This is a genomic window from Flavobacterium sp., assembly GCF_039930565.1.
Taxonomy (GTDB): domain Bacteria; phylum Bacteroidota; class Bacteroidia; order Flavobacteriales; family Flavobacteriaceae; genus Flavobacterium.
Window position 1 is genome coordinate 44,190 of record NZ_JBDTTP010000006.1, and the last position, 16,028, is coordinate 60,217.

Annotated in this window: 10 protein-coding genes; 5 read left to right on the plus strand and 5 right to left on the minus strand. The window is 34.2% G+C overall.

From position 1 onward, the window contains the following. Position 1 precedes the first annotated feature (1 nt). The gene (locus tag ABI657_RS03215; protein ID WP_348095794.1) at positions 2-2,683 is read right to left on the minus strand and encodes a reprolysin-like metallopeptidase; all 2,682 of its coding nucleotides are present in this window, start codon (positions 2,681-2,683) and stop codon (positions 2-4) included. Between the two features lie 192 nt (positions 2,684-2,875). Between ABI657_RS03215 and ABI657_RS03220 the strand changes: the two genes are divergently transcribed. The 3 genes from ABI657_RS03220 to bioB all read left to right on the plus strand — a co-directional run bounded on the left by ABI657_RS03220 (position 2,876) and on the right by bioB (position 5,620). Continuing rightward, positions 2,876-3,805: a bifunctional riboflavin kinase/FAD synthetase gene (locus tag ABI657_RS03220; RefSeq protein WP_348095795.1), complete on the plus strand. Its 930-nt coding sequence runs from the start codon at positions 2,876-2,878 to the stop codon at positions 3,803-3,805. Between the two features lie 118 nt (positions 3,806-3,923). Beyond that, positions 3,924-4,361 (plus strand): hypothetical protein, encoded by a 438-nt coding sequence (locus tag ABI657_RS03225; protein WP_348095796.1) that lies wholly within the window; start codon positions 3,924-3,926, stop codon positions 4,359-4,361. Positions 4,362-4,531: 170 nt separating this feature from the next. Next, entirely contained in the window at positions 4,532-5,620 is a 1,089-nt protein-coding gene (gene bioB, locus ABI657_RS03230; protein WP_348095797.1) for a biotin synthase BioB, read from the plus strand. Between the two features lie 61 nt (positions 5,621-5,681). Here the strand turns inward: bioB and ABI657_RS03235 are convergent, their stop codons facing one another. Genes ABI657_RS03235 through ABI657_RS03245 form a run of 3 tightly spaced genes read right to left on the minus strand, consistent with a single transcriptional unit; the run spans position 5,682 to position 8,150 of the window. Then, positions 5,682-6,086 carry a hypothetical protein gene (locus ABI657_RS03235; RefSeq protein ID WP_348095798.1) on the minus strand — a complete coding sequence of 135 codons (405 nt, stop codon included), beginning with the start codon at positions 6,084-6,086 and terminating at the stop codon, positions 5,682-5,684. 10 nt (positions 6,087-6,096) lie between these two features. Further along, positions 6,097-6,786, minus strand: coding sequence for a response regulator transcription factor (locus ABI657_RS03240; protein ID WP_348095799.1), 690 nt, complete (start codon positions 6,784-6,786; stop codon positions 6,097-6,099). Then, positions 6,786-8,150: a HAMP domain-containing sensor histidine kinase gene (locus ABI657_RS03245; protein ID WP_348095800.1), complete on the minus strand. Its 1,365-nt coding sequence runs from the start codon at positions 8,148-8,150 to the stop codon at positions 6,786-6,788. Before ABI657_RS03245 ends, ABI657_RS03240 begins: the two co-directional genes overlap by 1 nt. 240 nt (positions 8,151-8,390) lie before the next feature. Between ABI657_RS03245 and ABI657_RS03250 the strand changes: the two genes are divergently transcribed. Next, the gene (locus ABI657_RS03250; RefSeq protein WP_348095801.1) at positions 8,391-10,778 is read left to right on the plus strand and encodes an outer membrane beta-barrel family protein; all 2,388 of its coding nucleotides are present in this window, start codon (positions 8,391-8,393) and stop codon (positions 10,776-10,778) included. 480 nt (positions 10,779-11,258) lie between these two features. Next, positions 11,259-12,125, plus strand: coding sequence for a cupin-like domain-containing protein (locus tag ABI657_RS03255; protein ID WP_348095802.1), 867 nt, complete (start codon positions 11,259-11,261; stop codon positions 12,123-12,125). On the opposite strand, the gene ABI657_RS03260 is transcribed toward ABI657_RS03255, so the two are convergent. Beyond that, complete coding sequence (locus ABI657_RS03260; protein WP_348095803.1) at positions 12,122-15,976, minus strand: calcium-binding protein; 3,855 nt, start codon at positions 15,974-15,976, stop codon at positions 12,122-12,124. The genes ABI657_RS03255 and ABI657_RS03260 overlap by 4 nt on opposite strands. Positions 15,977-16,028 lie beyond the last annotated feature (52 nt).

Consider the following 16,028-nt stretch of genomic DNA (forward strand, 5'->3'; position numbering starts at 1 on the left):
TTTAATTGACCACTATTTTTTTGACAAATTCCCGATTACCATCCATTACCGTTAAAAAATAAAGACCTGATGATGCGTTTTCCAATTGTACATTCTGATTAAAATGATATGTTTTTTCAAAAGTCTTATCATATATTTTCTGTCCGAAAATATCATGAACCATTACCTGAATGGCATTAATTGAATCACTTTCAAACTGAACGGTAAAATTTCCTTCATTCGGATTTGGATAAAAAACAAAATCAGGAACTTCAGTATCAGGAACCCCTAAAGTAAATGTTTGATTACAAATAGTAACTGACGCAGAATTAATTGTACCAAAACTTCCGGAAACAGCATCACGAACTCTTAAAATCCAATTTCCCTGACTGCTCTCCCCATTAAAAGCACTTAATAATCCTGAAGGCAAAACAATCTGGCTGGTTGTCAACGAACAATCTAACGGAATACCAGCATCATCGTATTGAAGCAATACTGTCGCATTGGAAGATCCGCAATCTTTATCAAATAATTTCACAATAGTTCCCAAAGGACTCTGAATTTGAATTTCAATATCAGACAAACGGGAATGGGTCACACTTACTGCAACATTAACATCGGAAACAATTCCGGTAGAAGCTGGCAAATTTACTGTTTTGGTTGTAAAAGTATTTCCGGCAGGAATTGAAAATGAATTACCGAAACTATATGAATCACAAGTAGTTTTGGGAGTATATCCTATTGCAAATGAATTTTTATTTAAAGCATAAAAAATATTATTGGTTGGCTGTATTAAAATCCTGCAATTAGTAGCAGTAATATCTGCTGGAACAGTAACCGTATGTGATCCGTCATTTGGTGTATTTGAAGCTAAAACAACAGGAAAAGTCAAACCCCCGTCTGTCGATAATTTAATATCAACGTTTGCTGAACCAGCAAGTGAATTTGTACTGTTTACATTCCAAGTTATGGTTTGTCCGGAACCATTTTGCCAGCCAATATCGGTAGCGCTTTGAGAGCTAACCGTAAAGGGGCCAATTGTAGGACTAACAATAACAATCATCTCATCTGTATTGGTTTGTGGAGTATCCAAAGTTGCATTATCACGGCCTGTCAATGTAAAATGAAGTGTTCTGGCTACCGATGAAACTGATTCCCATTTAGTTGTCAATCTGTTTTGGACTACAGTACTCAAACTTGGCATATACCGAATTGGAGAATCTGACGGAACAAGAGAACGAAACAAAGGTCCGTCAGGTTTTTCAGGATAAGCAAAACTATTGCTCAACGAAGTCGATGTTGCACTATCATTTTGTTCCCAACAATAACTGATAATATTACCTGTATCGGTATCTGAACCAGTTCCTGTCAAAATAAAGGGAGTGTTAAAAGGAATGGTGTAATCTGAGCCTGCATTTATTGCCGGAGGATTATTATTGACTATTATTGTACTTACGGGGCATGATTTTGTTGCAAGATTATTCTGGATTTCCAAAATACTGGCATAGGCAAAATAATCGTCTGAATTGTTCTGAATATCATAATCTTGTGTAACACCTGCATATCCCATAATGGTAGAGCCACTGCCGGGTTCAACATTTACATCTGTACCTTCAATGTCATAAGAAAAAGTATGGCTTCCTCCTAACTGATGTCCCATTTCATGCGCAACATAATCAATATCAAAAGTATCTCCCTGCGGAATAGCATTTGATGGTGAAGTAAAGGCACTCCCTTTTGCATCTTCATCCGTTGGTGATATAGGATTTACACATACGCACCCAATACATCCTGCATCTCCTCCTCCTCCAGATCCTCCAAACAGATGTCCAATATCATAAACACTATTTCCAAGGACAGTCGTTAACGTATTCTGAACCTCAACATTCCAGGCGCCATCTGCACCTGGACCAGAGTTGGAATACGGATCTGTTGCTGGATCTGTATAAATTACGTCATTGTTATTAGCAATCAACGCTAAGTGTACTGCTAAATCCTTATTAAAAATGCCATTGACTCTTGTCATGGTAGCATTCATACCTGCAAGTGCGCCAGCCTTTGTTCCTCCAAAGTAAGCAGCATATTCTCCTGTGCAGGACAGCGCCAGACGAAGTGTTTTTAAGACTTGGTTATTTGAAGCTGACTTTGCTGTTTTATTATTATTGTTTTTATTAATTGAAGCAGGAGTTTTACAGGTCAAAGGAGTATTTAGCCTATTGCTGTTTTTAGAAGTAAACAAAACATATTGGGATTTGTTTTCCAAACTTTTTTCAATAAACTCAGATGCCTTATTTGGCCGGATTACCATTGTCTGCATCCCTATGGGAGAAAAACTAAAATGAATTTTTGCAGTTCTGTCATCTAAACCATAACCTTTATACGCTCTTATATCAGGATATTTTGCTTGCAATTCCGGGTCAAAATTGGAAGATTCCCAGACTATAAACCTTTCAAGTATTCCTTCTGTATTTGGAATCGTAATTTCTAAAGTATTGTCTGCAGAAGATTTACCCGTTGTTTTTGTTAATTTTTGCTTTAAAAAAACTTCATCTAGTGCATAATATATTTTATCCTTTCCAGAAAAGTTATCATTTGTCTTACCAGTAATTGAAATTGGGTTGACTTTATTCCATAGTTCATTACTCTGAGCCTGGATTTTCACACAATAAAAAATAAGGACTAAAAAAAGTAGCTGTTTTTTCATAACCGGATATATTATAAAAATCAAAATTAAATCAATTAAGTCAAATTCTTATTATTATAGATATATATTTATTTCGGGTCTGCTGGTTTGCTTTTTTTAACAAATCATCACATTCACTTCAAAAAATCAATTCAGGTTAGTATCACATTTAAAATAGATAGTATAAATTTGCATCATCTTAAACTATTTGCTTTGAAGCTCTTTCATTCTATAAACGATTTTCAGTCAGACAAGAAAACCATTTTGACACTTGGCACCTTTGACGGCGTGCATATTGGTCATAAAAAAATCTTAGAAAGAATTACTCAAAATACTGAAAACGGCAAATATGAAAGTTTGGTACTCACTTTTTTTCCGCATCCAAGAATGGTTTTACAGGAAAAATCTGAAATTAAACTTTTGAATACCATTCCTGAAAAATCAAAATTACTAGAAGCAACAGGAATAGAAAACCTTGTTATTCATCCTTTTAACGAAAGCTTTTCAAGACTAACAGCCGAAGAATTTGTACATTCTATTTTAGTCGATCAATTTCATATCCATAAAATAATTATTGGACACGATCATCGTTTTGGAAGAAACAGAACCGCCAATATTGATAATTTAATTGCTTTTGGGGCTGAATATGGTTTTGAAGTAGAACAGATTTCGGCTCAGGAAATCCAGGATGTCTCTGTAAGTTCTACCAAAATCAGAAAGGCACTGCAGGATGGTAATATGGCTCTTGCCAATGAATACCTCGGGTATGACTATTTTTTGACAGGCGAAGTAGTAAAAGGAAAACAATTAGGAAGAACAATTGGTTTTCCGACAGCCAATATCCAAATTGATGAAAACTACAAACTAATTCCAAAAAACGGGGTTTATGTAGTCAAGTCCATCATGAATCAAAAAGAGGTTTTTGGCATGATGAATATTGGTTTTAACCCAACGGTAAATGGACAGAAGCAAACAATCGAAGTACATTTTTTTGAGTTTGATGCTGACATTTATAGGCAAAATATAGCCGTTTCCTTATTACATTATCTTCGAGAAGAGCAAAAATTTGATTCTGTAGATTTACTGAAAGCTCAGTTAAATCAGGATAAAAAAGATGCTTTGGCATTTGTTGCTGAATTTTAAAAATCCATAATTTACATTTTTCAATTTTTAAAATTATTGTGTTTATTTTTTTAGTAAATTTGATATACTACACTGTTTATCAAAAGATTACTATTAACCTTTTTTAAAAATAACCACTATGAAATTACCAAAAGAAATTACCAATGGTTTTTTAATATTCCTTGGTATTGCCATTTATTTTTTGCTGATGAATGTACTAGGTTTAGCTGATCTCTTTTATCTGCGTACCCTGAATGTATTTTTTATATTTTATGGTGTCAACAGAACCATGCAAATGAACCTTCGGGAAGGAGAAACCAATTTTGTATCAAATGCTGTTTCAGCCATGGCAACATCCATCGTGGGGGTATCGATGAGCGTTTTCGGATTACTGGTTTACAGTTATGCACGAGGAGGAGATGCCTATGTGGGAACCTTGTCTGAAGCTTTTATGTTTGGAGGAAACCCATCTGTACCCACTTATTGCATTTGTCTCTTATTTGAAGGAATTGCCTCCTCTGTAATTGTCACCATGATGATGATGTTATACTGGAATAATAAATATGCAGCCGATTAATTTTTTAAAATAACCGGCGATTAACACTCTAAAATCATAAAAAAATTAAAATATATGGTTTTAGAGTGTTTCTTTTTTTAAAATAACTCCCAAATACTCATTTAAGAAAATCATCATTGGTTGATTAGAACAATTTAACTACTTTTGAAGCTTCAAAAAACATTGTATCAATGAGCATTACAAAACACAACTGGACAAGAGACGAAATAATCGCCATATATAATAAACCCATGATGGATCTGCTGTATGAAGCAGCAACAATACACAGGCAAAAACACGATCCAAATGTGGTTCAGGTTTCTACCCTGCTATCCATTAAAACAGGAGGATGCCCTGAAGATTGTGGCTATTGCCCACAGGCAGCACGTTACAACACAGGCGTTGAAGGAAACGATTTAATGAGTGTAAGCCAGGTAAAAGCACAGGCTTTGCGTGCAAAATCAAGCGGTTCATCACGTGTTTGCATGGGAGCTGCCTGGAGAAATGTAAAAGATGGTGAAGAGTTTGATCAGGTACTGGAAATGGTACGTACCATCAACAAACTAGACATGGAAGTTTGCTGCACCTTAGGTATGATTACCGAAAACCAGGCTCAGCGTTTAGCAGAAGCCGGTTTATATGCCTACAACCATAATTTAGATACTTCTGAAGAATATTATAAAGATGTTATTTCTACACGTTCTTTTGAAGACCGTTTACAGACTATCGAGAATGTTCGTAAAACAAATGTTACCGTTTGCAGTGGAGGAATCATCGGAATGGGTGAAAGCATCGAAGACAGAGCCGGAATGCTTGTAGCACTTTCTACTTTAAACCCGCAGCCGGAATCCGTACCAATTAATGCTTTGGTAGCTGTTGAAGGAACTCCGATGGAGGAAGAAAAACCGGTTGAAATCTGGGAAATGATCCGTATGGTAGCAACGACCAGAATTATAATGCCGGATACACAAGTACGTTTATCTGCAGGAAGAACCAATATGAGCCGTGAAGGTCAGGCAATGTGCTTTTTTGCAGGTGCCAATTCTATTTTTGCAGGAGACAAATTACTTACAACACCAAATCCTGATGTACACGAAGACATGAAAATGTTTGAAATGTTAGGATTAATTCCACAAAAACCATTTGTAAAAGTTTCTCAGCCTCAAACCGTTGAAGCAGAAGATTCTCAATTTGCTCCTTTAGGAGAAAAACCAAAATGGTCAAGACCCGGACATACTATTGAAAAAAACCTGGAGGCCTCCGGAAAATTAAAGGTATAAATGAATATTACAATTCATAAAAAAATGCTTTTGGCTCAGTTGTCAAAAGCATTTTTTTGTTTTAATTATTTGAAATTGTCTCTCTTAATTCCTCTCCGAGTTCAATAAATTTCTTAATCGCATTGCCTGAACTCAGTTCCTTATCAACATTCATTTTTAAACTTCCATTTTTAAAAGTGACCGTATAAGCAATTTCATTATCATCTGATTTTTGCCAAACAAGATTCTGACCTTTGTTTATCATCTGTTTTTTATCCAGATTCTCTGTCAGTATTCTTTTTACTTTTTCATTTTTATCCGAATCAAAATTTGCCTTAAAGCTATAAGATGAATCTGAATTTTGAATTGAAACTGATGAGCTGGAACTCGTGGTAGTGGTTTTTGGAGTTTTTGGCACTGCAGGTTTGCTCTGGCAGTTTGCTAAAAAGCTAATGGCCATAAAAATAAGTACTGTAATAATTTTCATTTTGTCTGATTTATTCGTTAATAGTAAATTCAAAACCCAATCCTCTGACACTAGAAATTGATATGTTGGAGTCTTCCTTAAAATATTTCCGCAATCGGCTGATAAAGACATCCATACTTCTTCCGGAAAAAAAATCTTCATTACCCCAGATTGCTTTTAAAATTTCTTCCCTCTTAATAAGTCTGTTTCGATTTGAATTTAAAAAAGCAATCAATTGTGCCTCTTTTTCTGTAATCCGATGGGTTATTGTTTCGTGTTTTAACACATAATTTTCATTATCAAAAAGGTAACTTCCAATAAGGAGTGTCTTTTGCAAAGCCTCTTTTTCTTCTCTTTTTTGAGATCGTTTTAAGATATTGCCAATCCTTAAAATCAATTCTTCTACTTCAAAAGGTTTTACGATATAATCATCTGCTCCTAATTTTAAACCTTTGATTTTATCTTCCTGAAGTGCTTTTGCGGTTAGAAAAACAAAAGGCGTTTCCGGATAATCTTCAACAATCTTTTCGGCTAAACTAAAACCGTCCATTTCCGGCATCATGACATCCAAAATGCAAATATCAGGTTGAGCAGACGGAAGACCCAATAAAGCTTCTTTACCATTTTTCGCCCAGGTTACCCTAAATCCAGAAAATTGAAGATATTGTTTCAAAATTGAAGCATAATCAGAATCATCTTCTACTAACAAAATATGTTTCATTATAACGGAATTGAAATTAAAAACAAGGCTCCTTTATTTTCTTCACTAATCAGTTTCAAATCCCCTTTATAGGCGTCAACTAATTGTTTTACATAAAATAATCCAAGACCAAGACCTTTGGTGGTATGAAGATTTCCTTTTTCGGCTCTGTAAAATTTATCAAAAATTGCTGCATGTTCTTTTGGAGAAATCCCTTTTCCGTTATCTTTTATGGCCAGTAAAAAATTTCCATCAATGCAATTCAATTCAATATCTATTTGTGAAGCTCCGTATTTTACGGCATTATCCAAAAGATTTACCAGAATTGTATTGAGGTGGAAACGATCGATTTTTACATTAATCGCTTCATTCTTCTGATTACACTTAATTACAACATCAGGTTTAGAAAGACTGAAGTCCTCTATAATTTCCTTAATTTCTTTACAACTAATTTCTATTTGAGAACTCGTATCTGCAATGGGTTTCAGGGAAACTGCGGCAACCTGCACAAATAACTTCTGAAGTCTTTTGTTTTGTCTTTCAAGCAATGACAATGTGTTTTTATAGTCTTCATCAGACATCCTGCTTTCTTTGCGCTGCAATGTTTTTATTGCAATATCCATTGTTGCCAGCGGGGTTTGAAACTCATGTGTAATATTGTTTACAAAATCGGTTTTTATATCCGCAATTCGTTTTTGATTGATTAAATTCTTAATGGAGAGATAATAAAGATACACTACAAAAAACATCAGGACCAGCGAGAACAAAAGCAAACCCGCCATTTTACTTAAAATCGTTTTTTGCCAGCTTGCAAAACTATAGTATTGTTGTGTTTTTAATAAAAGTGCATAATCCCTGTTTTCTGAAACAACAGCATTTGAATCTTCTGATTTATTTTTGTTTTCCCAACTTCCGCTGGAAGAATAAATTTCATTATTACTCTTGACTTTATTATCAAAAATTAACAATTTACCCTTATAGATGGTGTCGATTTTATTGTTTTTCACAATTACCAATGACATCAGATAATCACTGTAGCCAATATCATAATCTCCAGTTTTCTTCCTTTTTTGCATATGGGTTTTCATAGCATTCGAAAGCGAATCATGACTTTTTTGAATTAGTTTAACGTATTCTTTTTTTGATATTTTCTGATCAATATATTCTTTGGCAAATTTTGCCGAAGTCTCCAGCCAAACATCTTTTATAGCATCAAATTCAGGGTAATCTTCCAGTTCTGTTAGTTGCTTTTTAATTTTAACATTGACTTCCCTTTCTGTAAGTTTATAGGTATTGTATATAAAATATCCCTGAATAACAGCTAGCGCAATCACTGTAAAAATACAGGCTCCAATTAGATACGCAATTTTCTTTCTTTTTTGCATGATGTAAAGAATTAACATGGCAAATCTACTTTAATAATCATTTGCTCATTCAATAAATACCGTGATTAACCCTTCATTAACCCAATTATGGAATCAATCTCATGAAAACCTGGGGAGTATATTGCAATTGTTCTTAGATCTGAATTTTGCAAAACGCCTTTAACCCATCGTTAACCGTCTATTAACCCAATACTCAAAAGAGGTTTCAGAGATTTGCACCAAACAAATCATCACAACATTATGAGACAGTATCTTTTATTATTTATACTCTTTCCTTTTATAGGAACCGGACAGCAAAAAATTTCAGGAACAATTTTAGACTATAAAAAAAATCCCGTTGACTTTGCAGCAATCACCTTATTGAAACCACAGGATTCAACACTTTATAAAAGCACCCAGACAGATGAAAAAGGCTTTTTTAAAATAATGAAAATTGAAAAAGGAAACTACATTTTGAAAATCACCTCGCTTGGTCATTCTGAAAAACATCTCAATATTGACCTTCAAACTGATACTGAACTTTCTCCGGTGGTTCTGGAGCAGGCTGCAGAAATGCTGAATGATGTGCAAATCACGGCATCAAAACCAATTGTAAAAAGAAAAATTGACCGCTTAGAATTCACTGTAGAAAACTCATCACTTTCTACTAATAATGCATGGGAAATACTGGGTAAAACGCCAAGTGTTACTACGATGGGAAATGGAGGCCTCACGGTACGCGGGAGTACCAGCATCCTGGTTACTATAAACGATAAAAAGGTGTATTTAACTGGTGATGAATTAAAACAATTTCTGGAAAACACAAATGGAGAAGATGTAAAATCGATTGAAGTAATTACAAATCCGCCGGCAAAATATGAAGCGCAGGGAGCTACCGTTTTAAATATTAAGTTAAAGAAAAATGTTAAATTAGGTTATAAAGGAACTGTTACCGGATCTTATGTACAGTCTATTTATCCAAAAGGAGTTGTCTCAACAAGCCATATTTACAAAGGAAAAAAACTTTCTTTGACAGGAAGATATTCTTTAGGCTCGGGAACTTATGTACGCGAAGGAAAGGATTTTGTTCATTATCTGGATGATTCCGGCGAGACTAATTCTGTCTGGGAAAGTAGTTTGAGAAGAAAAAACAAATCAACGCCTCAAAATTCCTATCGACTGGATTCAGGATATGAAATTGACAGCCTGAATACTGTTTCATTTGGAGTAACAGGTTCCTCGTCTCCCAATTTTAATGGTTTTTATAATGTCCCAACTTATATTTATGATCGCAACGGACAGTTAGACTCTTTATATGTGACTCAAAACAAAAGAAAAAACGCATCCCGAAACAGTGCTTATAATTTTTCTTATGACCACAAATTCAGCGAAAAGAAAAAGCTTTCTTTCTCCTCTGATTATACACGATACTTTGATAATGAGAATCAGGATATTTTTTCTTCATTTTCATTACCTAACAGTATTCCTTACCGTGAAACGCGTTTTGTTAGTGACAATACTCAAAAAATCCAACTATTTTCAGCCCAGTCAGATTATTCAAATGAAGAAAAAGGTATCGAAATAGGAGTGAAATTTGGAAAGGTAAAAGCAGACAGCAAGCTTAATTTTAAAGACGCAATTAATGGTGAACTAATAGAAAATGCAGAGAGAACGAATCAGTTTTTATATGATGAATCTATCTTTGCCGGTTACATAAGCTACAATAAAGAAATCAAAAAATGGACACTGAAAGCCGGATTGAGAGGAGAACACACCCAACTAGAAGGTAATTCTGTGAGTATAACAGAAATAAACAAACAGAATTATTTTAAACTTTTCCCAACGTTTTATGCACTTTACAAAGCCAATGAAAATCATCAAATTGGATTTTCATACGGAAAACGAATCAGCAGACCGCAATACAGCTGGTTAAATCCTTTTCGGTCTTATTATAATTCCTATTCTTATTTTATCGGAGATCCTAAATTGCAGCCTACGATTATTCACAACCTGAACCTGACCTATACTTTAAAAGATAAATACAATTTTGACTTGTATTACAGACAGGAAAAGAATCCGTCTATGGAAATTTCCTATCAGGATTATGAAACGACTACGGTTGTGTATCATCTTACGAATATTGAAAAAAACACTGCTTTCGGACTGGACTTCAATACGAATCTGGTTCTATTTAAATGGTGGGAATCCGGAATTGAATCCGGGATAAATTATACTCAGGATACTTTTCAGGGTATTGATAAAAAAATCTACCAGAACAATTGCTGGCAATTTAACGGGAGTATCAATAACCGATTTATACTTAACAAGAAAAAAGATTGTACCGCCGAAGCCAATTTTTATTATAATTCCCCATCCGTTCAGGGCACTTTTACTATTAGTCAGTCAACAAGTCTGAATTTTGCTTTCCGTAAAAAGGCCTTTCATGAAAAATGGGAATTTTTTGCTCTTTTCTCTGATGTTTATCGCGGAGAAAAACAAACTGTGACAACGAATTATGCCAATCAATATAATTATTTTACTGATTACAGTGATACTCAGAATTTCAGGATCGGGTTTAAATACAATATTGGGAATCAAAAACTGAGCGAAAAAAACAGGGAACAAACTGAAGAACAAAAAAGACTTTAAAGTAACATTTATTAAGCTCTTAAGCTTCGATAAAGTTAAACATTTAAGCAAATGAGTTCATCCGTTGCAAACAACTCTTGTGCTAAAAAATTATAATTATTTTATTACCAAAAAACCAAGATGCAGACATTCAGTCTGTTACAAAACTACTCGTAAGGTGAATTGACAAAAAATTTGATTTGATGAAAAAACAGATCAGATCTTGTAAAATTGATAGTAAACATCCTTTATAATCTAAGTAATGATTTTACACTGAGACCATTTGAATTTACTCCGGATAAACTTCGCCGAAGGCTTTTTGACTTAAAAAGGCTGCGGCTCCGCTCAGCCTGACAGGTTTTTAATTTTATCAAACAGGTTTAATTTAATAATCTTCCGTTTTGATGAAGTTAAAAATTTAAGCAAATGAGTTCATCCGTCGCAAAAAATAATTTTAAATTGGTTCTGACTTAAGCGTCAGAATAATTTTTATTAGAAGAGATGAATTTAAAACAAATCGAAAGGGTAAAAAAAAAATCTAAATCTGATTTTATTTCCCAATATGTAAAAAACCAAATTCCTGTTGTTGTTGAGGAACTGACCGAAGACTGGCCAGCCTATACTAAATGGAAACTATCCTATATTAAAGAAATTGCAGGCGATAAGGTTGTGCCTCTGTATGATAACAGGCCTGTTCACCACGAAGATGGTTTTAATGAAGCCCATATTTCAATGAAAATGAGTGATTATATCGATTTGCTTGAAGAAAAACCCACTAATTATCGCATTTTCCTTTACAACTTAATGAAAGATGTCCCGGTTCTAAAAAATGATTTTTTATGGCCTGATATTGGTTTGAAACTGGTCAGACAACTTCCTATGCTTTTTTTTGGTGGAGAAAACTCAAAAGTGTTTATGCATTATGATATTGACTACTCCAATATTCTTCATTTTCATTTTCATGGAGAAAAACAATGTATGATTTTTCCTCCTGATCAGTCCAAATACATGTATAAAGTTCCGCATGCCTTGATTTCAAGGGAAGATATTGACTTTGATGCGCCTGATTTTGAAAAATTTCCTGCACTAAAAAATGCCGAAGGTTATATTACCAATTTAAAACATGGCGAAATGCTGTACATGCCCGAAGGTTATTGGCATTATATGAAATATTTGACTCCGGGATTTTCTATGAGCCTGCGTTCTTTTCCTAAGAATATTACCAATTTATCAAAGGCGGCTTATAATGTTTTAATTATGCGCCATTTTGATATTTTAATGCGAAAATTCAAAGGACAAAAATGGATTGATTATAAAAATGAAAAAGCAATTCAGAATACACATGATCATTTAATGAATGAAGTCTAATAAATTACTTTTTTGGTTTCTACGTTGTTTTCAGTTATAATTTTCAGGATCAAAATTTGGTTTTTAATTTTCAAATTTGAAATTATTACTGAATTTTGATTTGTATTTTGTTCTAAAATTAATTTTCCTAAAACGTCATAGATCTGAATTTTATGAATAATTGAATCCTGTGATTCTATAATTAACTGCCCTTTTTTCTGGTAAACAAGGGCGTTTTTTTTATTTAATAAAAATTCATCAGACGATAATGTTTTGTCCGTAAATTTTAAAACAAGGCGATCATTAAACACTCCTTTTTCTGTTGCGAAAGCATAAGGTCCTTTCTTTAAATCATGTAGTATATTTTTTTTCGTGTCTTCAATAAAAACCGATTGATTTGTAAAAATTCCGTCTAAATGATCAATAGTTATAGAGAAATCACCATTTAGCTCAGTCTGATAACCCAGCGGAATACTATCTTCATCCTGAAAAGGCAATCCTTTGGCCTGAATTGTCCAGTTTTTGTTTTCGTTGGTACTATAAAAATTTACATATTGATTGCCATTAAACGTTTCACCATCAAAAGAAGCATCATATTTATTGGTTGCTCCTTCAGCATATCCAACCAAAAGCTGCTTAAAAACAGCATCTTTATTGGTTAGATTCAACCATATTCTACTCTTTTGCTCCTTACTCTTTTTGCTCTTTATATTTTTACCCGGCTTAAAAAAAGACGCATTTCCCTCAATTATTCGCATGCTATTGTCAAATTTCACCTCTCCGGATGTTATGCTATGTGCAAAAAAAGATTGTCCGGAAGCAATGGTTCCATTTGGTTCTGTTTCATTTACCCCGGATGCTAAAGCTGGTCTTGTACCCACTCCTCCAAGCAAATTATAAACAGCATAATCATTATAAGTGTATATATAGCTGTTCATATTATTTGTAATTGGTGTATTGTGTGTCCAGAAATAAAGCGTTCCTTTTATTCTCTCTGAGTTTTCTATTAAAAAAGCATCTGCATCAATTGCTGAAGGATAAGGATTACCTATCAGATTATAACTGTCTGAAACACCAATATCAACATTTACTTTTCCATTGTTTGGAATGCCCTTAAAAACTGCTTCATAAATGGCAGGAATAGCAGTAGAAAAATTCTGCGGGCCTCGTATAATATAGCCTTTTCCGGCAGTCATTATTGCTGAGAGAATTTCCTGATTCCAGTTTTTCAGAACATTATTATAAGAAAAAAATTTGTCCGATAAAGTATTTGGAGAAACATCAATCAATTTTTGATTCTCTACCGGAGACGACCAATAGGTGTAGTCAAACTTTAAAATTGGAGTTGTTTTTCTTTTTACATGAATTATTCCTGTATTAATCATTTCATCATCTGATTGATATAAAGATGCTTCATTTTCTAAAACCAGGATTCCTGATCCTGTGTAATTATGACTTAATCCTAAAGTTTTACCACTCAAAACTGTTACTGTCATACCGGAATCTATACTGCAACTACATGCATTTACTGAAGCAGAAATTGTATAATGTTCCTGAAATGTCAATTCTTTTCCGTCTGAAGGAATTCCGTTAGACCAGTTTGAGCCATCCCAATTCGAACTATTATTGCATAACTTCAAAAGAGCAATGCGGTGTTTGGCAATTCCTGAAACCGAATTAAAATTTCCCCCAATCATAAGTTTTTTATCGGCTGTAAAAGCCATGGTATATAATGTACTATTTAGCGATACAACAAATGATGGATCATAAGTGCCTTTTGCCTGCAATCGTAATAATCGTAAGGAAGAATGGCCGGTATAAGTCCCTGAAAATGTTCCTCCTATTAAAATACGATTGTCTGGCTGTACCAAAATACTTCTGACATCGCCATTGCTAAAACCTGTTCCGGATTCAAAAGTGGAATCTAAAATTCCGTTATTCTCTAAGCGTAAAATACGTTTTTGTGATATTCCGTTATAAATTAAAAATGAACCTCCCACAATAATTTTCCCATCAGATTGCAAGTCCATGGCATATACATTTTTATCGAATCCTGTACCAATAGTAAAACCGGTATCCATACTTCCGTCACTGTTTAATCTCACTAATCGTGAATGTGGCTGTCCATTAAAAGTATTAAACCTTCCTCCCAGCAGAATTTTTCCATCAGGCAAAACTAAAATTACCTCTATAGAAGCATCTGAACCTAAACCAGTATTAAAGCTGGTATCAATTGAACCGTTCTGCAATAATCGTACAATTCTGCCTGAAGTGGTGCTGTGGTATTTTGTAAAGCTGCCTGCAACAATAATTTTTTGATCAGACTGAATTGCTACAGCCAACACCTGACCATTACATCCATCTCCTGTGATAAAGTCATTATCAATTTCTCCATCTGACAAAATCCTGACAATCCTATTGGAGATTGAGCCATTGTAGGCCGTAAAACTTCCGCCTAATACCATTTTACCATCAAGCTGTTGAGCTACAGTTTTTATTGTATTATTAGCACCTGTTTTACCTGCATTGAAAGTAGCGTCCAAAACGCCATTTGAAAAAATCCGGGCAATTCTTGATGATAAAATCCCGTTGAATTTGGAAAAATTTCCTGCTATTATTGATTTAGTAACACCTAAGGATAAAACTTTTAAAACCGAATTATCAAAACCAACACCTGCAGTAAGATACCCTATATCATGTATCCCATCAGCTTCTATTTTTGCAAGCCTTCCCTGATTTTTAGAATCAAAAATCGAAAAGGATCCTCCAATAAACCAAGATCCATCCAAAGTATTATTTAAGGCAAAAACAGAGGCAGAAGCTGGACCCGACCCGATATTGAAATCCGATTTAGGAGTTCCGTCCGGATTTAATAAAACCAGTCTGTTTACTTCTAAACCATTATATAAATCGGAAAAGGAACCTCCTAACATAATATTACCTGAAATATCTGTTTTTATGGCATAAACTGTCCCATTATTGAATCCTGTTCCTGATAAAAACCCAGAATCAATACTTCCATCAGAATTTAACCGGGTAATATGATTTACTGTGACCCCGTTATATTGTGTAAATTTACCGCCGACTAAAATTTTACCATCATTTTGTAAAATCATTGCAGTACAATCATCATCAAAGCCTGTTCCTGAATAGAAATCAGGATCTATACTGCCGTCAGGATTTAAACGAATTATCTTATTTGCACTAACACTATTAAACATATTGAAATTGCCCGCTACAATAATCTTACCGTCTGATTGAATCTGTATGTTGGTGATATTAGAAGATGTACCCAAACCAGTCACAAATGTAGGGTCTAAATTTCCATCAGGTAAAATCCTTGCAATTCTGTTTACTATTGTTGCATTATAGTTAGTAAAGCTCCCTGAAACAATAATTTTCCCATCTGTTTGCTGTGCAATTTGATATATTATGCCATTGGCTGCTCCCGTTACAGTATTAAAGGAAGTATCTTTAGAACCATCATTATTCAGCCGTATAAGTCTTCCTGCTGGTACTCCATTAAAACTTGTAAAATTGCCGCCTGCAATTATTTTTCCATCAGGCTGAATATGAGATGCATATACCTTTCCATTAAAACCAGAACCGGTATCAAAAGTTGGATCTACAGTTCCGTCTGATTCCAGACGGCATAAATACGGAAGCGGCTTGCCATTAAAGTTTAAAAAATCTCCGCCTGCTATGAGGTTACCATCTGTCTGTGATGCCAAAGTTCTAACGGCATTGTCAAACCCATCTCCTGAAGTGCCATCGTCATATGTATTAAAATTAGAATCTAATTTTCCTTGTTGTGCAAAATTATTCACACTTAATAAAATAAAAAAAAATGTAGCAAAGTAAAATTTTGACATTAGAATTGGAGATTAGCTAAGGTAAGCAATAAGTTAATTAATACGAATTAAC